The following is a 21,834-nucleotide window of genomic DNA, read 5'->3' as shown; positions in this document are numbered from 1 at the left end:
GCTTGGCGTGCTGGCGGGGTTGACGCTGGAGGGGTGTTTCGGTGGATCCCGTTGCGTCTGTGTTGTCGTGAGCACGCCGAGCAGCTTGGGACGAAGGGTACCCCGTGGTTGTGCGGGGGCCGTGGTTTGTTGCCTGTGAGCACGCGAGTGAGACTCCTGTTTGTTTTCACTCTTCCCGGAACACGCTGATTAACAACAGGTTCTAGATGATGAGGTGATTGATCATGGAGGTGGTCCATCGGCGGTGTGCAGGCCTTGATGTTTCCAAGAAGGACGCCAAGGTCTGTGTCCGGGTTCAGGGTCAGGGTCGGCGCGCCACCACGACGACGGTGAGCACGTGGGTTCGACCACCAGCCAGATCCTGGCGTTGCGCGAGCATCTGCTGGCTGAGCAGGTCAGCTGTGTGGTGATCGAATCGACGTCGGATTATTGGAAGCCGTTTTACTACCTGCTTGAAGATGCGCTGCCGGTGATCTTGGCCAACGCTAAGGCGGTGCGTAATGTGCCTGGCCGCAAGACCGATGTCTCGGATGCGATGTGGCTGGCTGACCTGGGCGCACACGGGCTGGTACGCGCCTCGTTCGTGCCGCCGCAGCCGATTCGGGAGTTACGCGATCTGACGCGGGCGCGCACCATGATCACCCGGGCGCGTACCAAGGAGATTCAGCGGCTAGAGAAACTGCTCGAAGACGCCGGGATCAAACTGTCGGCGGTGGCCTCTGACATCGTCGGGGTCTCCGGGCGGGCGATGCTCGAGGCGCTGATCGCCGGGCAGCGCGATCCGGCGGTGCTGGCTGATCTGGCCAAACAACGGCTGCGGGAGAAGATCCCCGCGCTCACCGAGAGCTGCGCGGGCGGTTTAACGACCATCACGCGTTCATGACGCGGTTGTATCTGGATCGCATCGACGCCCACGACGCCGACGTCGCCCGCCTAGATGAACGCATCGAGGAGGCGATCCAACCTTTCAAGCCATCCGGGAGTTACTCATGAGCATCCCGGGCTTTTCGACGATCGTGGCCGATGTGTTCATCGCCGAGACCGGCGCGGACATGAGCGTGTTTCCCACTGCGGCGCACCTGGCGTCGTGGGCTGGGGTGGTGCCCGGTTGCAACGAATCAGCGGGCCGGGTCAAATCAGCGGCCACCCGAGCGGGCAACCGCTACCTCAAAGCCGCCTCGGGGTCGCGGCCCTCTCGGCGGCCCGCAGCAAAGACACCTACTACAACGCCCGCTACCGACGCATCGCCGGCAGCCGCCCACCCCAGCCAAAACGCAGGAACAGAACCAAAGCCCAGCACAGCTCACCAGCGGGCATGATCGCCCTGGTCGCCCTGGAACACAAGATGCTCACCGACGCCTACAACATGCTGATCAACGGCGCTTTCTACCGCGACCCCGGCCCCGGCTACTACACCCGCCACCACCCCAGCAAGACCAAGGCCAACGCCATCAAGCAGCTCGAAGCCCTGGGATACAACGTCATCCTCGAACCACTCACCGAAGTCGCCTAACACCAGGGGCCAGCGACTCACCCGCTTCGGGTCACCACATTTTCGAGTGAGACGCAGACTCGCACGTCCGGGCCCCGGATCGTGCGAGTCTGCGTCTGCTCGGCGCCGCAAAGCGCTAGCCGCCAAGTGGCTTGAGCCGGATCGGGGTGGACTTCAGCAGGCCCAGCGGATCGACGTAGTCGGCCCCCGACGCCGGGCCCCACATCGCGCCCCAGTGCAGGCACGCCGCGGCCGCGCAACCGGCATGCCCGGCCACCAACTCGCCGATCACGGTCCGCGCCGTCACGGCCTGACCTGCCCGGACGGCGGCCCGGACCGGCTCGTAGCTGGTCCGCAACCCGCCGGGATGGGCCAGCGACACCACCGGCCGCCCCGCCAGCAGCCCGGCGAACACCACCGTCGCGGCGCCGGCGGCGTACACCGGCTGGCCGGGACTGCCGGCCAGGTCCACGCCGCGATGCCCGGGGTTCCAGTCGGGCGACGGCGCGTCGAAACCCCGGACGACGGTCGGCGGCGGCCGCAGCGGCCAGTCCAGCCGGGCGTCGTCGGCAACCGCCGGCGCCGCGCCGACCAGCGCCCAGCACAGGGCAAGCGCCGCCCATCGCATCGGCTCAGTTCAGCGCAGCACGCAGCGGGCCGGCCAGTCACCGCGGCCAACCCTGTGGAATACGGCGTGTAAACTTCTCGGCGCAGCTCGCGTCAGCGGGCTGACTTCACGCGCCCGCAGCCAACCGATTGCCGTGCGGTCCCGTCCAGGACGTTCAGGACGGGTGCGGCATTCCGCGGGCGCCAGGGCCCGGCCTCACCCGAAGCCGGGCGACAACCGACACACGTAAGGCACGAGCATGGCCGTAGTCACCATGAAGCAGCTGCTGGACAGCGGCACCCACTTCGGGCATCAGACCCGTCGCTGGAATCCCAAGATGAAGCGGTTCATCTTCACCGACCGCAACGGCATCTACATCATCGACCTGCAGCAGACGCTGACCTTCATCGACAAGGCGTACGAGTTCGTCAAGGAGACCGTCGCCCACGGTGGCAGCGTGCTGTTCGTCGGCACCAAGAAGCAGGCGCAGGAGTCGGTCGCGGCCGAGGCCACCCGCGTCGGCATGCCGTACGTGAACCAGCGCTGGCTGGGCGGCATGCTCACCAACTTCTCCACCGTGCACAAGCGGCTGCAGCGCCTCAAGGAGCTCGAGGCGATGGAGCAGACCGGCGGCTTCGAGGGCCGCACCAAGAAGGAAATCCTGGGCCTGACCCGCGAGAAGAACAAGCTGGAGCGCAGCCTCGGCGGCATCCGGGACATGAACAAGGTGCCGTCGGCGATCTGGGTCGTCGACACCAACAAGGAGCACATCGCCGTCGGCGAGGCCCGCAAGCTGGGCATCCCGGTCATCGCGATCCTGGACACCAACTGCGACCCCGACGAGGTCGACTACCCGATCCCGGGCAACGACGACGCGATCCGCTCGGCCGCGCTGCTGACCAAGGTGATCGCCTCCGCGGTCGCCGAGGGGCTGCAGGCCCGCGCCGGCGTGGGACGCGGCGACGGCAAGCCCGAGGCGGAGTCCGCCGAGCCGCTCGCCGAGTGGGAGCAGGAGCTGCTGGCCTCGGCGACAACGACGGCCGCCCCCACCGAAGCCGCTGCGGGCGCCACCGAATCGACCACCGACCCCTCATAGGAAGGCTGAGATGGCGAACTTCACCGCCGCCGACGTCAAGCGGCTTCGGGAACTCACCGGCGCCGGCATGCTCGATTGCAAGAACGCGCTGGCCGAGACCGACGGCGACTTCGACAAGGCCGTCGAGGCGCTGCGCATCAAGGGCGCCAAGGACGTCGGCAAGCGCGCCGAGCGGGCCACCGCCGAGGGCCTGGTCGCGGCCAAGGGTGGCGCGCTGGTCGAGTTGAACTCCGAGACCGACTTCGTCGCCAAGAACGCCGAGTTCCAGGCCCTGGCCGACCAGATCGTCGACGCCGCGCTGGCGGCCAAGGCCACCGACGTCGACACCCTGAAGGCGGCCAGCATCGGCGACAAGACCGTCGAACAGGCCATCGCCGACCTGTCGGCCAAGATCGGCGAGAAGCTCGAATTGCGCCGCGTGCAGTACTTCGACGGCAACGTCGAAACCTACCTGCACAAGCGCGCCGCCGACCTGCCGCCCGCCGTGGGCGTGCTGGTCGAGTTCGAGGGCTCGGACAACGACGCCGCCCACGCGGCCGCCCTGCAAATCGCCGCGCTCAAGGCCCGCTACCTGTCCCGCGGCGACGTGCCGGAGGACGTGGTCTCCAGCGAACGCCGCATCGCCGAGGAGACCGCCAAGGCCGAGGGCAAGCCGGAGCAGGCGCTGCCCAAGATCGTCGAGGGCCGGCTGAACGGCTTCTTCAAGGACGCCGTGCTGCTCGAGCAGCCGTCGGTGTCCGACAACAAGAAGACCGTCAAGGCCCTGCTCGACGAGGCCGGCGTGACCGTGACCCGGTTCGTCCGCTTCGAGGTGGGCCAGGCTTAAGCCGGTCGGCCGCGAGGGCTAGCGTCGCTGCTATGCGACGCGTGCACGCTTTCGGTGACGACGCCCTCGCCGACCTCGACGCGGTCGGGCTGGCCGACGCCCTACGGGCCGGCTCGGTCGGCAGGGCCGACGTCGTCGAGGCCGCGATCGCCCGCGCCGAGGCCGTCAACCCGGCCCTCAACGGCCTGGCGTACGAGGCGTTTGAGCGGGCCCGGGAAACCGCCAAAGCCGATCCCGCGGGCGGCTTCTTTGGTGGCGTGCCGACGTTCGTCAAGGACAACGTCGACGTCGCGGGCCAGCCGACGATGCGGGGCACCGACGCGTGGACCCCGCGCGACGCCGCCGCCGACGGCGAGTTCACCCGGCTGTACCTGGGAACCGGGCTCACCTCGCTGGGCAAGACGCAGATGTCGGAATTCGGGTTCAGCGCGTCGGCCGAACACCCCCGGCTCGGTCCGGTCCGCAACCCGTGGGACACCGACCACACCGCGGGCGCCTCGTCCTCGGGTTCCGGCGCGTTCGTCGCCGCCGGCGTGGTGCCCATCGCCCACGCCAACGACGGCGGCGGCTCGATCCGCATCCCGGCCTCCTGCAACGGCCTGGTCGGGCTCAAGCCGTCGCGGGGCCGGTTGCCGCTGGACCCGGAGCTGCGCCGGATGCCGGTGGGCATCGTCGCCAACGGCGTGCTGACCCGCTCGGTGCGGGACACCGCCGCCTTCTACCGCGAGGCCGAGCGGATCTTCCGCAACCCGAAGCTGGCGCCTATCGGGGACGTCACGCGCCCGGGCCGGCAGCGATTGACCATCGCCGTGTTGACCCGATCGATCCAGCGCGAACCCAGCCCCGAGGTGCGCGAGCTGACGCTGAAGTCCGCGGCGGCGCTCGAGGAACTGGGCCACCGCGTCGAACACCTGGCCGAGCCCCCGGCGCCGGCCAGCTTCGTCGACGACTTCGTGCTGTATTGGGGCTTCCTGGCGCTGGCCCAGGTGCGCAGCGGACGCCGCGTGTTCGGCGACACGTTCGACCGCGCCCGGCTGGACGGCCTGACGCTCGGCCTGGACCGGCACACCAGCCGCAACCTCCACCGGCTGCCGCTGGCGATCGTGCGGCTGCGCCGGCTGCGGCGGCGCACCGCGGCGCTCTTTCGCACCTACGACGCGGTGCTCACGCCGACCGTCGCCGACGAGACGCCGCGGATCGGCTACCTGGCCCCCACCGACTACGACCAGGTGATGGACCGGCTCATCGACTGGGTCGCGTTCACGCCGCTGCAGAACGTCACCGGCGAGCCGGCGATTTCCCTGCCCCTGGGGCAATCCGCCGATGGCATGCCGGTGGGCGTGATGCTGTCGGCCGACCTCGGGCAGGAAGCGCTCCTGCTGGAGCTGGCCTATGAATTCGAGGAGGCCCGGCCGTGGGCCCGCATCCAGGCCGCCGGGTGATGCGTCAGTCGGACCCGAGCCTGTCGAGCGTCCGCTTGAACTCGCGCTGTTGCGCCGCGGTCAGCTTGCTCAGGATGCGGCCGTCGGCGGTGCGCACCGCGCCTTCCGCGCGCTTCAGCAGGGCGCGCCCCTGACCGGTCAGCGTGGCCGGTAACGCGCGGCCGGAGGACACCGACGTCGGTCGTTCCACCGCGCCGACGTCTTCCAGCTTGCGCAGCACCGTGTTCATCGCCTGCGGTGTGACGCCCACGTGCCGGGACAATTCGGCGCTGGACAGCCCCGGGGACATCGACAGAATGCGCAAGCAAACGAATTCGGGCAGCGTCAGGCCCAGCGGGTTCAAGACGGCGGAAACCTCCGGCCGCAGAACGGCTCCCACCCGGTAGAGCAGGTAACCGAGCGGCGCGTCTTCGGCCTGGACCATGTCAACGATATTGACATACCCCGAGCGCTTGTTCACCGAGGGGGGTTTAGGCATGCCGCGACGGGCTATGCGGGCCTTTGTGCGGTTGTCGCCCTCGGGGCGAGCGACTGTTCGACACGAAAGGAATGAGCATGAAGGTCACCACAACCGCTGTGAAGAGTGCCATCGCGGCCGGGGGAATCGCGGCCGCAGGCGTTTTGACCGCAGCTGCCGCGTTTGCCGCGCCGCCCAACATTCAGGGGTTCGGGACCAGCGAACAACTCGTCGACGGGGCGTTGGTCACCGACTACACGGTGAGCAACCTGCAGCCCAGCAGCGCCGCGATTCCCGGCTACACGCCCAAGGGGACGCTCTACCAGGCGGACGTCACCGCCAGGTCGGACGGCGGGCTGGTCACGCCGATGGTCAACGATTTCATCGCCCGCGGGCCCAACGGCCAGAACTACCGGGTGATCGACAAGGTCGGGGCGCCCAACGGCCTCAACCCGGCGCCGATCCCGCAGGGCAGCGAGTCGACCGGCACGCTGTACTTCGACGTGACCGGCGCGCCCCCGAACGGCGTCGTCTACAACGACGGGATGCAGGACATCCTGATCTGGACGTCGAACGTGCCGGGGGGTTCGGCGCCCGGCGCCCCGAACTCAAGTCCGGCACCGGGTGCCCCGCCCGCCCCGGCGGCGCACGCCTGATCCGATAGCTGCGTTGTCTCCCCGCGCTACGGCGATCCATACCTTCGTCGGGGGTTTATGACCAGACGCCGCTGGCGCCGAGTCTGCGCTGGCGGCATCGAGCCTGCGTCCACGGCTAGCTTTTCGCCCTGGGCGCCGCAACCACCGCAGTCTCGACGCGCCGGCGGAGGCGCGCGCAGGCGCGCGCCGGTGCGCCTTGTGACTAGATCGGCGACAGCATCGGCTCGGTCAGGACCCATTCCGGTTGCGGCGGCGTGGGCGCCATGTAGCCCACGCTGCGGACGGTGTCGATCATCGATCCGTGCCTGGCCCCGAGTTTGGCGCGCAGCCGCCGCACGTGAACGTCGACCGTGCGGACACGACCCTTGCAGTCATAACCCCACACCTCGTGCATCAGCCGGGTGCGCGTGAACGCCCGACCGGCATGCTGCACAAGGAAATTCAACAACCTGAACTCGGTGAGCGTCAGGCCCAGGTCCTTGCCGTCGAGTGACGCCGTGAAGCTGGCCGGGTGAAGGAGGAGGTCGCCGAACTTCAGCGTGCCGTCCATCGCGCTTCGCCGGCGTGCGATCGCCATCCGCAGGCGTGCCTGCAGCTCGTCGGTCCCGGCCGCGGGCAGCAGCACGTCGTCGAAGTGCCAGTCGACGTCCACCGCCACGAAGTCCGCCGGGGCGACCACGGCCACCACCGCGATGGCCGGCGCGTCGGCGGTCAATCGGCGGCATACCGTCCGGGCCGTGTCGAGGTCGGTCCGCGCGTCGATGATCGCCACGTCGGTGTTATCGCCATGCCCGCCAACCTCCTCGGTGAGGGGGGCGTGCCGCACGGTGTGGGTGAATGACCTCAGAGTCGGTAGCGCCGATCCGAAATCGTCCTGATCGGTAAGCAGTAAAACGTCCAAGGACATCTCCAAACTCATGAGGGTCTGCTATCGCCCCCGACCCGTAGGCACCTCGCGGGGAGATGCCTGCAGCGCAGCGCTGAATACCCTATTCAGAGCGAAACTATGCAAAGTTTAGTGCGTTCGGTCGGCCCGACCCGACGGGTCCCACCGGTTGGCCTCCCGCCGTTGCCGGGACCCAGGATTCGCGCAAACCGGCGACCGCGCAGATAATGCACCCCGCCCACGCCACGGCGCGCCGCGATGAGGCAGGATGTGAGGTGCCGTTCCGGATGGGGATCACCCGGGATGGCACTCTCATGCGAGGAGTCTGATGACGGAGCCCAGGGAGTCCCCAGTCGCCGGCGCGGCGGCCGCGAAGCCGGAGCCGCCGAACAGCACCAACGGCGTACCGGCATCGTCACCGGAGAAGGGACTGGCTTCCGGCCCGCCCGGGGGCCGGGCCAAGTATTCCAGGGTGTTGCTCAAGCTCGGTGGCGAAATGTTCGGCGGCGGCCAGGTCGGGTTGGATCCCGACGTCGTGGCGCAGGTCGCCCGCCAGATCGCCGAGGTGGTCCGCGACGGCGTGCAGGTCGCCGTCGTCATCGGCGGCGGCAACTTCTTCCGCGGCGCGCAGCTGCAGCAGCGCGGCATGGAGCGCACGCGTTCGGACTACATGGGGATGCTGGGCACGGTCATGAACAGCCTCGCGCTGCAGGACTTCCTGGAGAAGGAAGGCATCGTCACCCGGGTGCAGACCGCGATCACCATGGGCCAGGTGGCCGAGCCCTACCTGCCGTTGCGCGCCGTGCGCCACCTGGAGAAGGGCCGGGTGGTCATCTTCGGGGCGGGCATGGGGCTGCCGTACTTCTCCACCGACACCACCGCCGCGCAGCGGGCGTTGGAGATCGGCGCGGAGGTGGTGCTGATGGCCAAGGCGGTCGACGGCGTGTTTTCCGAGGATCCGCGGAAGAATCCGGAGGCCGAGCTGCTCACCGCGATCAGCCACCGCGAGGTCATCGATCGGGGGCTGCGGGTGGCCGACGCCACCGCGTTCAGCCTGTGCATGGACAATGGCATGCCGATCCTGGTGTTCAACCTGCTGACCAATGGCAATATCGCCCGTGCGGTCGCCGGTGAGAAGATCGGGACGCTGGTCACCACCTGAGGGGAAGACGATGATTGACGAGGCTCTCTTCGATGCGGAAGAGAAGATGGAGAAGGCCGTATCGGTGGCCCGCGACGACTTGTCCACCATCCGGACCGGCCGCGCCAACCCGGGCATGTTCTCCCGGATCGTGATCGACTACTACGGCACCAACACCCCGATCACCCAGCTGGCCAGCATCAACGTCCCCGAGGCGCGGCTCGTCGTCATCAAGCCGTACGAGGCCAGTCAGCTGCACGCCATCGAGACGGCCATCCGCAACTCCGACCTCGGGGTGAATCCCACCAACGACGGCACCCTGATCCGGGTGGCGGTGCCGCAGCTCACCGAGGAGCGTCGGCGCGAGCTGGTCAAGCAGGCCAAACACAAGGGGGAGGACGCCAGGGTTTCGGTGCGCAACATCCGCCGCAAGGCGATGGAGGAGCTGCACCGCATCCGCAAGGACGGCGAGGCCGGCGAGGACGAGGTCGGCCGGGCGGAAAAGGATTTGGACAAGACCACCCACCAGTACGTCACTCAGATCGATGAGCTGGTCAAGCACAAAGAAGGCGAGCTGCTGGAGGTCTAGCGGCCGCTCAGCAACCGAATCCGTGGCGACCCCCGATGCCGGCGCAGGCACCCCGCCGGCCAGGAAGACGTCCCGGGCCGGCCGCGACCTGCCCGCCGCGATCGCCGTCGGCGTCGCCATCGGCGGCGTCCTCGTCGTGACGCTGCTTTTCGCCCCGCGCTTCTGGGTCCTCATCGTGGCGATCGCCATCGTGGTGGCCACCCACGAGGTGGTGCGCCGGCTGCGCGAAGCCGGATACCTCATTCCGGTCATCCCGCTGCTGGTCGGCGGCCAGGTCACCGTCTGGCTGACCTGGCCATTTCATGCCGCCGGCGCCCTGGCCGGCTTCGGCGCCACGGTCGTGGTCTGCATGATCTGGCGGCTGTTGATGCAGGACAACCGCGGACACGAGGGCGCCTCGGAGTCATCGAAAAACTACCTGCGGGACGCGTCGGCCACGATCTTCCTGGCCGCCTGGGTCCCGCTGTTCGCCTCCTTCGGTGCGATGCTGGTCTACCCGAAGGATGGCGCGGGACGGGTGTTCTGCCTGATGATCGCCGTGGTCGCGTCCGACGTGGGCGGCTATGCCGTGGGCGTGCTGTGGGGCAAGCATCCGATGGTCCCGACAATCAGCCCGAAGAAGTCCTGGGAGGGATTCGCCGGTTCGCTGGTGTGCGGGATCACCGCGACCATCCTGACCGCGACCTTCCTGGCCGGCAAACCGCCATGGGTCGGCGCGCTGCTGGGTGTCGTCCTGGTGCTCACCTGCACGCTGGGCGACCTGGTGGAGTCCCAGATCAAGCGTGACCTCGGCATCAAGGACATGGGCCGCCTGCTTCCGGGCCACGGCGGTCTGATGGACCGGCTCGACGGCGTGCTGCCGTCGGCGGTCGCGGCGTGGACGGTGCTCACGCTGGTGCCCTGAGGCCCGCGCCGTGACCGATACTGGACACGTCATGGTCCAACAATTGGTTTTCTCCGAGCCGCGCCGCGGCAGGCCGCCGCGGCACCTGGCCGATCTCGACGAGGCCGGCCGCGCGTCGGCCGTCGCGGAGCTGGGCCTCCCGCCGTTTCGCGCCAAGCAGCTCGCGCACCAGTATTACGCCCGGCTGATCGCCGACCCGCAACAGATGACCGACCTTCCCGCGGCCCTTCGGGCCCCGATCGCCGAGGCGATGTTCCCGAACCTGCTCACCGCGGCCACAGAAGTCAGCTGCGACGCCGGCCAGACCCGAAAGACGTTGTGGCGGGCCGTTAACGACCCGGCTGGTGCCACCGTCGAGTCGGTGCTGATGCGCTACCCGGACCGCAACACGGTGTGCATCTCGTCGCAGGCCGGCTGCGGCATGGCCTGCCCGTTCTGCGCGACCGGCCAGGGCGGACTGACCCGCAACCTGTCGACGGCCGAGATCCTCGAACAGGTGCGCGCCGCCGCCGCGGCCCTACGCGACGACTTCGGCGACCGGCTCTCGAACGTCGTCTTCATGGGCATGGGGGAGCCGCTGGCCAACTACGTGAAGGTGCTGGCCGCGGTGAGGCGCATCACCGAACCGAACCCCCACGGCTTCGGGATTTCGGCCCGCTCGGTGACGGTGTCCACGGTGGGTCTGGTGCCCGCGATCCGGAAGTTGGCCGACGAGCGGCTCGGGGTGACCCTGGCGCTATCTCTACACGCGCCCGACGATGAGCTCCGCGACACGCTGGTCCCGGTGAACACCCGCTGGAAGATTGCCGAGGCCCTCGATGCCGCGCGGTATTACGCCGACGTGACCGGTCGGCGGGTCTCGGTCGAGTACGCGCTGATCCGCGACGTCAACGACCAGGAATGGCGGGCGGATCTGCTGGGTAAGCGGCTGCATCGCGCGTTGGGGCCGCTGGTCCACGTGAATTTGATCCCGCTCAACCCGACCCCGGGCAGCGATTGGGACGCCAGCCCGAAGGCAGTGGAGCGGGAGTTCGTCCGTCGGGTCCGGGCGAATGGGGTCTCGTGCACGGTGCGAGACACCCGCGGTCGTGAGATCAGCGCCGCCTGCGGACAGCTGGCCGCCGACTCCCGCCATTGACTCTGCGTCCACCAGGCGAAAGTGCGAGTAGGGCCCCTGGTGGCCGCAGAGTCAATATCCCAGGCGCATGAACCGCGAATATCCCAGGCGCATGAACCGCGAAGACGGCCCACACGTTTCTCGCGCATGAGCATCTTTCGCGTGTTATTAGCCATCGTGGCCGCGCTGACAGTCGGGCTGGCCGACGCGTCGCGGGTGGAGGCCGAGGATCGTCTGCAATTCACCGGGACCACCCTCGCCGGCGCGCCATTCAACGGCGCCAGCCTGGAAGGTAAGCCGGCGGTGCTGTGGTTCTGGACGCCATGGTGTCCGTTCTGCAACGCCGAGGCCCCATCCGTCAGTCAGGTCGCCGCCGCCAATCCGGGTGTGACGTTCGTCGGCATCGCGGCGCACTCGGACGTTGGCGCCATGCAGAACTTCGTCTCCAAGTACAACCTGCATTTCACCACCCTCAACGACGCCGATGGCTCGATCTGGGCCCGCTACAACGTCCCCTGGCAGCCGGCGTGGGTGTTCTACCGGGCGGACGGCAGCTCGACCTTCATCAACAACCCGACCTCGGCGATGTCCCAGCAGGAGCTGTCCGGCCGGGTCGCCGCGCTGACGTCCTAATGGACCAGGGTCTCGCCGGCCTGGCCTTCGCCGCCGGACTGGTCGCGGTCCTGAACCCGTGCGGGTTCGCCATGCTGCCCGCGTACCTGCTTCTCGTTGTCCGCGGGCAGCAACCCGAACGGCGCGGGTGGGCCCCGATAGGCCGCGCGCTGGCGGCCACAGTCGGGATGGCGCTCGGCTTCCTCACGGTCTTCGGGTCGTTCGGCGCGCTGACCATCTCGGCGGCCGCGACCGTGCAGCGCTACCTGCCGTACGGGACCGTGGTCATCGGCAGTGTGCTTGTCGCGCTGGGGGTTTGGCTGTTGGCGGGCCGGGAGCTCACCGCGCTGACGCCCCGGCCGCTCGGCCCGCGCTGGGCGCCGGGCGCGCGGGGGCTCATAGGCATGTATGGGTACGGCGTCAGCTATGCGATCGCCTCGCTGTCGTGCACCATCGGGCCGTTCCTGGCGGTCACCGCCGCCGGCCTCCGGGCCGGATCGGTCCTCACGGGAGCCGTGGTCTACCTCGCCTACGTCGCGGGTTTGACCCTGGTCGTGGGCGTGCTCGCCATCGCCGCAGCGATGGCGAGCACGGCCCTGGCCGATCGCTTGCGGCGAGTCCTGCCCTTCGTCAACCGGATCGGCGGCGCGCTGCTGGTCCTGGTCGGGCTGTATGTCGCCTACTACGGCGTCTACGAGCTGCGCCTGTTCACCACCAACGCGAACCCCCAGGATGCGGTCATCGCGTCGGCCGGTCGGCTGCAGGGAGCGCTGGCCGGCTGGGCGCACCAACATGGCGTGGTGCCGTGGCTGGTGGCGCTATCCGCGCTGGTCATCGGCGCATTCGCAGGCACCTGGCGCCGACGGAGACGGCGCTAGCACCATCGCGACACTTGCAATGACATCAAAGTAGTGTCACCATGACACCATGGATTTGCAACCGTATGTCGACGCCGTCCGCCACGAGCTGAACGTGGCCGCGGCAACCGCCGGCGCGGAGGCGCGGGACCTGGCCGACCGGCTGAGCGCCCCGCTGGAGTCGGCGATGCGACTGGCGCTGCTGGAAGCGCTGGCGGCCGCCGCCGAAGAGATCACCGGGGAGCTCGCGCCCCGATCCGTGGAGGTGCGGCTGCGCGGCCGAGACCCCGAGTTCATCGTCAGCGCGCCGCTCGACGAAGCACCCGACGAGGATGCGTTCGTCGCCCAGTACGACGACGCCGGCGGCGGCACCTGGCGGGTCACCCTGCGGCTTCCCGAGGCGCTGAGGTCAACGGTCGAGGCCGCCGCCCGCCGCGACGGCGCGTCGTTGAACTCCTGGCTGGTGCGCGCGGCGGCCGCGGCGAGCGGTCACGCCGCCGGGCCCGAGTCCGGCCGCGCTTCCGGGCACCGGGTTACCGGCTGGGTGCGCTGACACCACCGAAAACACCATCAACAAAAACGAAGGAGAACGAACATGCCGACCTTTGCGACCCCCGAGCCGATCGCCGTGCGAATCGAAGCCGGCGACGGCTCGATCCGGCTCGCGGCCACCGACCGCGCCGACACCGTCGTGGAAGTCCGCCCGCGCGACGGATCACGGGATTCCGACGTCCGGGCCGCCGAGCGCACCCGCGTCGACTTCCGCGACGGCAAGCTCGTCGTCTCCTGCACCAGACGCGGCTTCCGGGGCGGCGCCATCGACGTCGACATCGCCCTGCCGTCACTCTCGCGGCTGCACGCGTCGCTGGCGTCGGCCGACCTGCGCGCCGAGGGCGAACTCGCCGACTTCAGGCTCGGGTCGGCCGGTGGAAAGGTCGAGGTCGACTCCGTCAAGGGAAAGATCAAGGCGGCCAACGCGTCTGGTTCATTCACCGTGCACGCCGTGCAGGGCAGCGCCCTGGTGGGCACGGCCTCGGGCGACGTGACGGTCGGGGACCTCGACGGCGAATTGAAGTTCAAGGCCGCCAGCGGCTCGCTGACCGTCGACCGGTTGCGCGGCCACGTGAGGGCGCGGACCGCGTCGGGATCGGTGGACGTCGCGGCGGCCGTCCGTGGCGGCGTGTCGGCCCACACCAGCAGCGGCGACGTCGCGGTCGGGATCGCCGAGGGCACCGCGGCCCGGCTGGACATCGTCACCGCATCCGGAGACGTCAGCAACGACCTGCGGCCGTCGGACGGCCCGCAGCAGGGCGACGAGACCTTCGTCCTGAACGTGCGCAGCGGCTCCGGAGACGTCAACATCCGCCGGGCGAACCCGGCGACGGCTACCTGATCCAGCCGCGCCGGCGACCCCACCAATCGCGCACCAGCACGAACAGCGTCAGCGCGGCGAATCCGATCAGGAACCAGTTCTCGACGTGGCCGACGTGGTTGCCGCGCAGCATCGCCAGCAGAAATATGAAGATGACCACCCCGGTGGTGTGCCAGGTGCGGATGTTGATCCTGCTCCACCCCCAGGCCGCCGACGGCACCTCGGCGACGTCGACGCCGTTGAAGTGCTCCACCTCGGTACTGGCCACGGCGAATCCCCTTCGGATCGGATCGGCTTCTGCACACAGATTCTGGCACACCCGCCGCGCGGCGCCGCACGGCACAATGGGTGAGTGACCAACCCGACCGCCGACGGCCGCCTGCGCGTGCTGGTGCTGGGCAGCACCGGCTCGATCGGCACCCAGGCGCTGGAGGTCATCGCGGCCAACCCGGACCGCTTCGAGGTGGTAGGCCTGGCCGCCGGGGGCGCGAACCCGGACACGCTGGCCCGCCAGCGCGCCGAGACCGGCGTCACCAACGTCGCCATCGCCGACGAGCGCGCGGCGGCCAAGCTCGGCGACGTCCCCTTCACCGGGCCCGACGCGGTCACCCGGCTGGTCGAGGAGACCGACGCCGACGTCGTGCTCAACGCGCTGGTCGGGGCGCTGGGCCTGCGACCGACCCTGGCCGCGCTCGCCTCCGGGGCCCGGCTGGCGCTGGCCAACAAGGAATCGCTGATCGCCGGCGGTCCGCTGGTGTTGCGGGCGGCGCGGCCGGGCCAGATCGTGCCCGTCGACTCCGAACACTCCGCGCTGGCCCAGTGCCTGCGTTGTGGCGCGCCCGACGAGGTCGCCAGGCTGGTGCTGACCGCCTCCGGCGGGCCGTTTCGCGGCTGGACCGCCGCCGACCTCGAGGCCGTCACCCCCGAGCAGGCCGGCGCCCACCCGACCTGGTCGATGGGCCCGATGAACACGCTGAACTCGGCGTCGCTGGTCAACAAGGGGCTCGAGCTCATCGAAACCCACCTGCTGTTCGGCGTTCCCTACGACCGCATCGACGTCGTCGTGCACCCCCAGTCGATTGTTCATTCGATGGTCACCTTCGTCGACGGCTCGACGATCGCCCAGGCCAGCCCCCCGGACATGAGGCTGCCGATTTCGCTGGCGCTCGGGTGGCCGCACCGGGTGCCCGGGGCGGCCATAAGCTGCGACTTCACGACCGCCTCTAGCTGGGAATTCGAGCCGCTGGACCGCGACGTTTTCCCCGCGGTCGAGTTGGCCCGGCACGCCGGGCAGACCGGCGGCTGCATGACCGCCGTCTACAACGCCGCCAACGAGGAGGCGGCGGAGGCGTTCCTGCAAGGCCGCATCCGTTTCCCCGCGATCGTCAGGACCATCGCCGACGTGCTGCACGCCGCCGACCAATGGGCCGCTTCACCGGCTACCGTGGATGACGTACTCGACGCGCAACGCTGGGCCCGCGAGCGCGCGCAGCGGGCGGTCACACAGGAGGTCCTACCAACCCGATGATGTTCGCTATCGGCATTGTGCTGTTCGCGCTCGCCATCCTGATCTCGGTGGCCCTGCATGAGTGCGGCCACATGTGGGTCGCCCGCGCCACCGGCATGAAGGTGCGCCGCTATTTCGTCGGCTTCGGCCCCACGCTGTGGTCGACACGGCGCGGCGAAACCGAGTACGGCGTCAAGGCCGTTCCCCTGGGCGGGTTCTGCGACATCGCCGGCATGACGCCGGTCGAGGACCTGGCGCCCGAGGAAGCCGACCGCGCGATGTACAAGCAGAAGACCTGGAAGCGCGTCGCGACGCTGTTCGCGGGCCCGGGCATGAACTTCGTCATCTGCCTGGCGCTGATCTATGGCATCGCGCTGGTCTGGGGCCTGCCCAACCTGCACGCGCCCAGCAGGGCCGTCGTCGGCGAAACCGCTTGTGTGGCACCGGAAGTCTCCCCGGGCAAGGTCGGGAACTGCACCGGGCCCGGTCCGGCGGCGCTCGCCGGGATCCGCGCCGGCGACGTCGTCGTCAAGGTCGGCGACACCCCGGTGTCCAGCTTCGACGACATGGCTGCCGCGGTGCGCAAGTTGCGCGGCACCGTGCCGATCGTCGTCGAGCGCGACGGCACCCCGATCACCACCTACGTCGACGTCACGCCCACCCAGCGCTTTCTCGCCAACGGGGCCAATGGGCAGGGTCAGCCCCAGCCCGCCACCGTCGGCGCCATCGGCGTCGGCGCCGTCCGGCAGGGGCCCGCGCACTACGGGGTCCTCTCGGCGATACCGGCCACCTTCGCCTTCACCGGCGACCTGACCGTCGAGGTGGGCAAGTCGCTGGTCACGATCCCGACCAAGGTCGGCGCGCTGGTGCACGCCATCGGCGGCGGGCAGCGCGACCCGCAGACGCCGATGAGCGTGGTCGGGGCGAGCATCATCGGCGGCGACACCGTCGACCACGGGCTGTGGGTGGCGTTCTGGTTCTTCCTGGCCCAGCTGAACCTCATCCTGGGCGCGATCAACCTGGTGCCGCTGCTGCCCTTCGACGGCGGCCACATCGCCATCGCGGTGTTCGAGAAGGTCCGCAACCTCATCCGGTCGGCCCGCGGCATGGTCGCGGCCGCGCCGGTGAACTACCTGAAGCTCATGCCCGCCACGTACGTGGTGTTGGTGTTCGTGGTCGGCTACATGCTGCTGACCGTGACCGCCGACCTGGTCAACCCGATCAGGCTCTTCCAGTGACCCGCGCCGGCGACGATGCAGAGCGAAGCGATGAGGAGGAGCGGCGCACATGACCATTGGCCTGGGCATGCCGGAGGCGCCGGCGCCGACGCTGGCCCCCCGGCGCCCCACGCGCCAGCTGATGGTCCGCGACGTCGGGGTCGGCAGCGACCACCCGATCTCGGTGCAGTCGATGTGCACCACCAAGACCCATGACGTCAACACGACGCTGCAGCAGATCGCGGAATTGACTGCGGCTGGTTGTGATCTCGTACGGGTGGCCTGCCCGCGCCAGGAGGACGCCGACGCGCTGGCCGAGATCGCCCGGCACAGCCAGATCCCGGTGATCGCCGACATCCACTTCCAGCCGAAGTACATCTTCGCCGCCATCGACGCCGGGTGCGCGGCGGTGCGGGTGAACCCGGGCAACATCAAGGAGTTCGACGGCCGGGTCGGCGAGGTGGCCAAGGCCGCGGGTGAGGCCGGCATCCCGATCCGCATCGGCGTCAACGCCGGCTCGCTGGACAAGCGATTCATGGCCAAGTACGGCAAGGCCACGCCCGAGGCGCTGGTCGAGTCGGCGCTGTGGGAGGCCTCGCTGTTCGAGGAGCACGGCTTTTCCGACATCAAGATCAGCGTCAAGCACAACGATCCCGTCGTGATGGTCGCCGCCTACGAGCAGCTGGCCGCCCAGTGCGACTACCCGCTGCACCTCGGCGTCACCGAGGCCGGTCCGGCCTTCCAGGGCACCATCAAGTCGGCGGTCGCCTTCGGGGCGCTGCTGTCGCGGGGGATCGGCGACACCATTCGGGTGTCGCTGAGCGCGCCGCCGGTGGAGGAGGTCAAGGTCGGCAGCCAGATCCTCGAGTCGCTGAACCTGCGGCCGCGGTCGCTCGAGATCGTGTCCTGCCCGTCGTGCGGTCGCGCCCAGGTCGACGTCTACACCCTGGCCAACGCCGTGACCGCCGGCCTGGACGGCCTCGACGTTCCGCTGCGGGTCGCGGTGATGGGCTGCGTCGTCAACGGCCCGGGCGAGGCCCGCGAGGCCGATCTGGGCGTCGCGTCGGGAAATGGCAAGGGGCAGATCTTCGTTCGCGGCGAGGTGATCAAAACCGTGCCCGAAGCCCAGATCGTCGAGACGCTGATCGAGGAGGCCATGCGGCTGGCCTCGAAAATGGGAACCGATCCTGGAGCAGAAACGAGCGGTTCGCCGATTGTGACCGTAAGCTGATAGGGCCAATGCCTTTTCACTGATCCTCGGTTCGCAGCACAGAGAGTTCGCCCGATGTCGGCTCCGCCCATCTTTCGCCTTGTCGGCGAGCGACGGGTGTCCGTGGTGCGTGACGCCGCGGCCGTCTGGCGGGTGCTCGACGACGACCCGATCGGCTCGTGCATGGTCGCGGCGCGCGTCGCGGACCACGGCATCGACCCCAACTCGATCGGCGGGGAATTGTGGACCCGCCGCGGCCCGGACGAGTCGCTGTGCTTCGCCGGCGCCAACCTCATTCCGCTGCGCGGCGCGCCGGCCGACCTGAGCGCCTTCGCCGAGGAGGCGATGAGCGGGACGCGGCGCTGTTCGTCGCTGGTCGGCAGGGCCGACCTGGTGATGCCTATGTGGGAGCGGCTCGAATCGGCCTGGGGCCCGGCGCGCGACGTGCGCGACGACCAGCCGCTGATGGCGCTCACCAAGCACCCGAACTGCGACATCGATCCCGGGGTGCGGCAGGTGCGGCCCGACGAGCTGGACGCCTACCTGGTGGCCGCCGTGGACATGTTCATCGGCGAGGTGGGTGTCGACCCGCGGCTCGGCGACGGCGGGCGCGGTTACCGCCGACGGGTGGGCAACCTCATCGCGGCCGGGCGGGCGTGGGCCCGCTTCGAGCACGGCCAGGTCGTCTTCAAGGCCGAAGTGGGGTCCCAGTCCCCGAGGGTCGGCCAGATCCAGGGGGTGTGGGTGCACCCGGAGTGGCGCGGCCTGGGCCTGGGCACCGGCGGCACCGCGACGGTCGCCGCCGTGATCGTCGGCAGCGGACGCATCGCCAGCCTGTATGTGAACAACTTCAACACCGTCGCCCGCGCCGCGTACGCCCGGGTGGGGTTCGCCGAAGTCGGCACCTTCGCGACGGTGCTGCTGGACTGAGCCGCCGCTCGCTACGCCTCGCCACGCCTCATCCCGCCGAGTGTCACGCTAGCGTGACGTTGGGCGGAAAGCGCCACGCTGGCGTGACGTTCGGTGGAGCAGCCACCCCGCCGAGCACCCTCATCGGCGGTAGACATCGGCGCGGTGATCAACGCGAAGGATCCATACGGTCGTGCGTTCGTCGTCGATGCGGTACAGGATGCGGTACGGCCCGCGACGTGCGCTGAACGCGCCGGTCAACTCGCGCCGAAGCGGCTTGCCCACCCGACGAGGTTCACGCGACAGATCGCCGAACGCGAATTCGACCACCGCGGAGCGGACTCGCGGTGGCAGCTTATGCAGGTCTCGGCGCGCTGTTGCAGTGAATCGGACGGCGTGAGGCACCGCTTAGCTGGGGCGCCGCGGGAGGCCGAATTCGGCGCGGATCTCGTCTTCGCCGTAGCCGCGGCCGGCCGCGATGTCGGCGTCGGCTTCGGCGAGCGACTCCTTGATTCCCGGTTGTGCAAGCCAATACAGCGTCTCCTGCAACGATTCCCACTCATCGGCGCCGATCAGGACGGCCGCCGGCGCACCGTTCTTGGTGATGGTGATCTGGTCCTGCGTCAACGCGACAGCGTCGACGAACTCATTGAGCTTGTCCTTGACCTTCGAGATCGGCAGTGTCCGCATATTCACGATGATAGGCCGTTATATAGGCTTTCGCACGACCGAAATTAAGGCCTGTCGCCTTGGCTGCCACTCGCCGAGCGTCACGCTGGCGTGACGTTCGGCGGAAAGCGTCACGCTGGCGTGACGTTCGGTGGAGCAGCCACGCCGCCGAGCGCCCACCCCCGCTGTGCCACGCTGGCGTGACGTTCGGCGGAAAGCGTCACGCTGGCGTGACGCTCGGCAAGGTGGCCCGCGCGATAACGGTTCGGTCTCGGTGTGTCTGCGCCGGTGTCGACGCCACAGTTCTTAACATCAGCAACGATGGCAACAAAAACAACAGTGGCCTCAGCGGCCTCAGGTCTGCTGCTCGTCGCGGTGATCGCCCTGTCCGGATGCACCCCGCGGCCCGACGGCCCGGGGCCCGCCGCCGCGAAGTTCTTCGGCGCCCTGGCCATCGGCGACACCGCGACGGCCGCCCAGCTCAGCGACAACCCCAACGAGGCCCGCGAGGCGCTCAACGCGGCGTGGTCCGGGCTGCAGGCCACCCACCTGGACGCGCAGATCCTCAGCGCCAAGTACGCCGAGGACACCGGCACGGTCAACTATCGCTTCACCTGGCATCTGCCCAAGAACCGGACGTGGAGCTATGACGGCCAGCTGAAGATGGCCCGCGACGAGGGGCGCTGGGAGGTGCGGTGGGCCACCACGGGGCTGCATCCCAGGCTGGGCGAGCACCAGACGTTCGCGTTGCGCGCCGACCGACCGCGGCGCGCCTCGGTGAACGAGCTCGGCGGCAGCGACGTGCTCGCTCCCGGCTACGTGTATCACTACACGCTGGACGCCACTCAGGCCGGGCCGGCGCTGATCGGAACGGCCCACGCGGTGGTCGACGTGCTCCGCCCCTTCAACGACACGCTCGCCGACCCGCAGCTGCTCGCCGAAGAGGCCACCTCGGCGACCCGGCCGCTGGATCTGGTGACGCTGCATCCCGACGACAACGACAAGGTCTTCCCGGCGATCGGCAGACTGCCCGGCATCGTGATCACACCGCAGGCCGAGATGCTGCCGACCGACCCGCATTTCGCGCCGGCCGTCATCAGCGCCGTCAAGAAGGCCGTCATGGACCAACTCGACGGCCAGGCGGGCTGGCGGGTGGTCAGCGTCAACCAGAACGGCGTCGATGTCGCCGTACTGCACGAGGTCGAAGGCTCGCCGGCGCCGTCGGTGTCGATCACCCTGGACCGGGCCGTGCAGAACGCCGCGCAGCACGCGGTGGACACCCGCGGCGGCAAGGCGATGATCGTCGTGATCAAGCCGTCGACGGGGGAGATCCTCGCGATCGCGCAGAACGGCGGCGCCGACGCCGACGGCCTGCCCGCCACCAACGGCCTGTTTCCACCCGGGTCGACCTTCAAAATGATCACGGCCGGCGCGGCCATCGAACGCGACATGGCCACGCCCAACACCATGCTGGGCTGCCCGGGCCACATAGACATCGGACACCGCAGCATCCCCAATTACGGTGGGTTCGATCTCGGCGTGGTGTCGATGTCCCGCGCGTTCGCCAGCTCCTGCAACACCACGTTCGCCGAGTTGGGCAGCAGGATGCCGCCCCGCGGCCTGACGCAGGCGGCCACCCGCTACGGGATCGGGCTGGACTACACGGTGGACGGCATCACCACGGTCACCGGGTCGGTGCCACCGACGGTGGACCTGGCCGAGCGCACCGAAGACGGCTTCGGGCAGGGCAAGGTGCTGGCCAGCCCGTTCGGCATGGCCCTGGTCGCGGCCACCGTTGCCGCCGGCAAAACCCCGGTGCCGCAGCTGATCGCCGGGCGGCCGACGACGGTCGAGGGCGACGACACGCCGATCTCACCGAAGATGGTCGACGCGCTGCGGCCCATGATGCGGCTGGTGGTGACCAACGGGACCGCCAAGGAGATCGCCGGCTGCTGCGGCGAGGTGTACGGGAAGACCGGTGAGGCCGAGTTCCCGGGCGGCTCGCATTCCTGGTTCGCCGGATACCGCGGCGACCTGGCGTTCGCGGCGCTGATCGTCGGGGGTGGCAGCTCGGAATACGCGGTTCGGATGACGAAGGTGATGTTCGAATCGCTGCCGCGGGACTACCTGGCCTAGGGGCATTGCCGGGGCCGCTCTGCTGGCGAGCGAGGCGAGTTCGTTCTCCGCACCGGCGAACGGATAACGGATGGTGGACATGCTGCCCCTCGAGGGCTGGCGGCCCAGGCGATGGTGAGGAGGTTGCTGGGC

General features: G+C 69.3%; 22 protein-coding genes and 2 pseudogenes. 18 read left to right on the top strand and 6 right to left on the bottom strand.

Features of this window, described 5'->3' with window-relative positions:
• Window positions 1-224 precede the first annotated feature (224 nt).
• A pseudogene (locus tag G6N25_RS01935) lies at window positions 225-1,513 on the top strand (IS110 family RNA-guided transposase).
• Between the two features lie 124 nt (window positions 1,514-1,637).
• Here the strand turns inward: G6N25_RS01935 and G6N25_RS01930 are convergent.
• Window positions 1,638-2,120, bottom strand: a pseudogene (locus tag G6N25_RS01930) (M23 family metallopeptidase); the annotation flags it as partial.
• A 238-nt stretch (window positions 2,121-2,358) separates the two neighbouring features.
• Here G6N25_RS01930 and rpsB point away from each other — a divergent pair.
• Genes rpsB through G6N25_RS01915 form a run of 3 tightly spaced genes read left to right on the top strand, consistent with a single transcriptional unit; the run spans window position 2,359 to window position 5,463 of the window.
• Entirely contained in the window at window positions 2,359-3,195 is an 837-nt protein-coding gene (gene rpsB, locus G6N25_RS01925; protein WP_083072842.1) for a 30S ribosomal protein S2, read from the top strand.
• 10 nt (window positions 3,196-3,205) lie between these two features.
• Window positions 3,206-4,021 (top strand): translation elongation factor Ts, encoded by an 816-nt coding sequence (tsf, locus tag G6N25_RS01920; protein WP_083072840.1) that lies wholly within the window; start codon window positions 3,206-3,208, stop codon window positions 4,019-4,021.
• Window positions 4,022-4,053: 32 nt separating this feature from the next.
• The gene (locus G6N25_RS01915; RefSeq protein ID WP_083072838.1) at window positions 4,054-5,463 is read left to right on the top strand and encodes an amidase; all 1,410 of its coding nucleotides are present in this window, start codon (window positions 4,054-4,056) and stop codon (window positions 5,461-5,463) included.
• Between the two features lie 4 nt (window positions 5,464-5,467).
• Here G6N25_RS01915 and G6N25_RS01910 read toward each other — a convergent pair whose 3' ends face one another.
• Window positions 5,468-5,887 (bottom strand): MarR family winged helix-turn-helix transcriptional regulator, encoded by a 420-nt coding sequence (locus G6N25_RS01910; protein WP_083072837.1) that lies wholly within the window; start codon window positions 5,885-5,887, stop codon window positions 5,468-5,470.
• Between the two features lie 131 nt (window positions 5,888-6,018).
• Here G6N25_RS01910 and G6N25_RS01905 point away from each other — a divergent pair, with 131 nt between their 5' ends.
• Entirely contained in the window at window positions 6,019-6,576 is a 558-nt protein-coding gene (locus G6N25_RS01905) for an MPT63 family protein (RefSeq protein ID WP_083072836.1), read from the top strand.
• Between the two features lie 202 nt (window positions 6,577-6,778).
• Here G6N25_RS01905 and G6N25_RS01900 read toward each other — a convergent pair whose 3' ends face one another.
• Window positions 6,779-7,483: a winged helix-turn-helix domain-containing protein gene (locus tag G6N25_RS01900; protein WP_083072892.1), complete on the bottom strand. Its 705-nt coding sequence runs from the start codon at window positions 7,481-7,483 to the stop codon at window positions 6,779-6,781.
• A gap of 307 nt (window positions 7,484-7,790) precedes the next feature.
• Here G6N25_RS01900 and pyrH point away from each other — a divergent pair, with 307 nt between their 5' ends.
• The 8 genes from pyrH (at window position 7,791) to G6N25_RS01860 (ending at window position 14,075) form a co-directional block, all read left to right on the top strand.
• The gene (gene pyrH, locus G6N25_RS01895) at window positions 7,791-8,624 is read left to right on the top strand and encodes a UMP kinase (RefSeq protein WP_083072834.1); all 834 of its coding nucleotides are present in this window, start codon (window positions 7,791-7,793) and stop codon (window positions 8,622-8,624) included.
• A 10-nt stretch (window positions 8,625-8,634) separates the two neighbouring features.
• Window positions 8,635-9,192, top strand: a complete 558-nt coding sequence (frr, locus tag G6N25_RS01890) for a ribosome recycling factor (RefSeq protein ID WP_083072832.1) — start codon at window positions 8,635-8,637, stop codon at window positions 9,190-9,192.
• Window positions 9,193-9,214: 22 nt separating this feature from the next.
• Window positions 9,215-10,096 carry a phosphatidate cytidylyltransferase gene (locus tag G6N25_RS01885; protein ID WP_232065674.1) on the top strand — a complete coding sequence of 294 codons (882 nt, stop codon included), beginning with the start codon at window positions 9,215-9,217 and terminating at the stop codon, window positions 10,094-10,096.
• Window positions 10,097-10,127: 31 nt separating this feature from the next.
• On the top strand, window positions 10,128-11,234 hold the full coding sequence (gene rlmN / locus G6N25_RS01880; RefSeq protein WP_083072829.1) for a 23S rRNA (adenine(2503)-C(2))-methyltransferase RlmN: 1,107 nt from the start codon (window positions 10,128-10,130) through the stop codon (window positions 11,232-11,234).
• Window positions 11,235-11,360: 126 nt separating this feature from the next.
• Window positions 11,361-11,846 (top strand): protein disulfide oxidoreductase, encoded by a 486-nt coding sequence (locus G6N25_RS01875; RefSeq protein ID WP_083072827.1) that lies wholly within the window; start codon window positions 11,361-11,363, stop codon window positions 11,844-11,846.
• On the top strand, window positions 11,846-12,703 hold the full coding sequence (locus G6N25_RS01870) for a cytochrome c biogenesis CcdA family protein (protein WP_163672338.1): 858 nt from the start codon (window positions 11,846-11,848) through the stop codon (window positions 12,701-12,703). The genes G6N25_RS01875 and G6N25_RS01870 overlap by 1 nt, the downstream gene beginning before the upstream one ends.
• 49 nt (window positions 12,704-12,752) lie before the next feature.
• On the top strand, window positions 12,753-13,235 hold the full coding sequence (locus G6N25_RS01865; RefSeq protein WP_083072825.1) for a histidine kinase: 483 nt from the start codon (window positions 12,753-12,755) through the stop codon (window positions 13,233-13,235).
• A 42-nt stretch (window positions 13,236-13,277) separates the two neighbouring features.
• Window positions 13,278-14,075: a DUF4097 family beta strand repeat-containing protein gene (locus G6N25_RS01860; RefSeq protein WP_083072823.1), complete on the top strand. Its 798-nt coding sequence runs from the start codon at window positions 13,278-13,280 to the stop codon at window positions 14,073-14,075.
• Here the strand turns inward: G6N25_RS01860 and G6N25_RS01855 are convergent.
• Window positions 14,068-14,322 (bottom strand): DUF2631 domain-containing protein, encoded by a 255-nt coding sequence (locus G6N25_RS01855; protein WP_071510275.1) that lies wholly within the window; start codon window positions 14,320-14,322, stop codon window positions 14,068-14,070. The genes G6N25_RS01860 and G6N25_RS01855 overlap by 8 nt on opposite strands.
• A gap of 84 nt (window positions 14,323-14,406) precedes the next feature.
• Between G6N25_RS01855 and dxr the strand changes: the two genes are divergently transcribed.
• From dxr to G6N25_RS01835, 4 genes are read left to right on the top strand one after another with little or no spacing between them, the layout of a single operon-like run.
• Window positions 14,407-15,582: a 1-deoxy-D-xylulose-5-phosphate reductoisomerase gene (gene dxr / locus G6N25_RS01850; protein ID WP_083072821.1), complete on the top strand. Its 1,176-nt coding sequence runs from the start codon at window positions 14,407-14,409 to the stop codon at window positions 15,580-15,582.
• Complete coding sequence (locus G6N25_RS01845) at window positions 15,579-16,799, top strand: M50 family metallopeptidase (protein WP_083072819.1); 1,221 nt, start codon at window positions 15,579-15,581, stop codon at window positions 16,797-16,799. The genes dxr and G6N25_RS01845 overlap by 4 nt, the downstream gene beginning before the upstream one ends.
• Before the next feature lie 49 nt (window positions 16,800-16,848).
• A complete protein-coding gene (ispG, locus tag G6N25_RS01840; RefSeq protein WP_083072817.1) occupies window positions 16,849-18,009 on the top strand; it encodes a flavodoxin-dependent (E)-4-hydroxy-3-methylbut-2-enyl-diphosphate synthase in 1,161 nt (386 codons plus the stop codon).
• Window positions 18,010-18,063: 54 nt separating this feature from the next.
• Complete coding sequence (locus tag G6N25_RS01835) at window positions 18,064-18,918, top strand: GNAT family N-acetyltransferase (RefSeq protein ID WP_083072816.1); 855 nt, start codon at window positions 18,064-18,066, stop codon at window positions 18,916-18,918.
• A 120-nt stretch (window positions 18,919-19,038) separates the two neighbouring features.
• Here the strand turns inward: G6N25_RS01835 and G6N25_RS01830 are convergent, their stop codons facing one another.
• Both G6N25_RS01830 and G6N25_RS01825 read right to left on the bottom strand, forming a co-directional pair.
• Entirely contained in the window at window positions 19,039-19,302 is a 264-nt protein-coding gene (locus G6N25_RS01830) for a type II toxin-antitoxin system RelE family toxin (RefSeq protein WP_083072814.1), read from the bottom strand.
• A 3-nt stretch (window positions 19,303-19,305) separates the two neighbouring features.
• Complete coding sequence (locus G6N25_RS01825) at window positions 19,306-19,587, bottom strand: type II toxin-antitoxin system Phd/YefM family antitoxin (RefSeq protein ID WP_083072812.1); 282 nt, start codon at window positions 19,585-19,587, stop codon at window positions 19,306-19,308.
• Between the two features lie 300 nt (window positions 19,588-19,887).
• Here G6N25_RS01825 and G6N25_RS01820 point away from each other — a divergent pair, with 300 nt between their 5' ends.
• On the top strand, window positions 19,888-21,702 hold the full coding sequence (locus G6N25_RS01820; protein WP_083072810.1) for a penicillin-binding transpeptidase domain-containing protein: 1,815 nt from the start codon (window positions 19,888-19,890) through the stop codon (window positions 21,700-21,702).
• Window positions 21,703-21,834: the final 132 nt, after the last annotated feature.

The organism is Mycobacterium heidelbergense, assembly GCF_010730745.1.
In the GTDB taxonomy this organism is placed as follows: domain Bacteria; phylum Actinomycetota; class Actinomycetes; order Mycobacteriales; family Mycobacteriaceae; genus Mycobacterium; species Mycobacterium heidelbergense.
The sequence above is the reverse complement of the archived record's forward strand: the minus strand, read 5'-3'. Positions and strand labels throughout refer to the sequence as shown.

Coding starts and splice junctions, on each gene's coding strand:
- rpsB (WP_083072842.1), top strand. CDS start 2,359: ATGGCCGTAGTCACCATGAAGCAGCTGCTGGACAGCGGCACCCACTTC.
- tsf (WP_083072840.1), top strand. CDS start 3,206: ATGGCGAACTTCACCGCCGCCGACGTCAAGCGGCTTCGGGAACTCACC.
- G6N25_RS01915 (WP_083072838.1), top strand. CDS start 4,054: ATGCGACGCGTGCACGCTTTCGGTGACGACGCCCTCGCCGACCTCGAC.
- G6N25_RS01910 (WP_083072837.1), bottom strand. CDS start 5,887: ATGGTCCAGGCCGAAGACGCGCCGCTCGGTTACCTGCTCTACCGGGTG.
- G6N25_RS01905 (WP_083072836.1), top strand. CDS start 6,019: ATGAAGGTCACCACAACCGCTGTGAAGAGTGCCATCGCGGCCGGGGGA.
- G6N25_RS01900 (WP_083072892.1), bottom strand. CDS start 7,483: ATGTCCTTGGACGTTTTACTGCTTACCGATCAGGACGATTTCGGATCG.
- pyrH (WP_083072834.1), top strand. CDS start 7,791: ATGACGGAGCCCAGGGAGTCCCCAGTCGCCGGCGCGGCGGCCGCGAAG.
- frr (WP_083072832.1), top strand. CDS start 8,635: ATGATTGACGAGGCTCTCTTCGATGCGGAAGAGAAGATGGAGAAGGCC.
- rlmN (WP_083072829.1), top strand. CDS start 10,128: ATGGTCCAACAATTGGTTTTCTCCGAGCCGCGCCGCGGCAGGCCGCCG.
- G6N25_RS01875 (WP_083072827.1), top strand. CDS start 11,361: ATGAGCATCTTTCGCGTGTTATTAGCCATCGTGGCCGCGCTGACAGTC.
- G6N25_RS01870 (WP_163672338.1), top strand. CDS start 11,846: ATGGACCAGGGTCTCGCCGGCCTGGCCTTCGCCGCCGGACTGGTCGCG.
- G6N25_RS01865 (WP_083072825.1), top strand. CDS start 12,753: ATGGATTTGCAACCGTATGTCGACGCCGTCCGCCACGAGCTGAACGTG.
- G6N25_RS01860 (WP_083072823.1), top strand. CDS start 13,278: ATGCCGACCTTTGCGACCCCCGAGCCGATCGCCGTGCGAATCGAAGCC.
- G6N25_RS01845 (WP_083072819.1), top strand. CDS start 15,579: ATGATGTTCGCTATCGGCATTGTGCTGTTCGCGCTCGCCATCCTGATC.
- ispG (WP_083072817.1), top strand. CDS start 16,849: ATGACCATTGGCCTGGGCATGCCGGAGGCGCCGGCGCCGACGCTGGCC.
- G6N25_RS01835 (WP_083072816.1), top strand. CDS start 18,064: ATGTCGGCTCCGCCCATCTTTCGCCTTGTCGGCGAGCGACGGGTGTCC.
- G6N25_RS01825 (WP_083072812.1), bottom strand. CDS start 19,587: ATGCGGACACTGCCGATCTCGAAGGTCAAGGACAAGCTCAATGAGTTC.
- G6N25_RS01820 (WP_083072810.1), top strand. CDS start 19,888: ATGGCAACAAAAACAACAGTGGCCTCAGCGGCCTCAGGTCTGCTGCTC.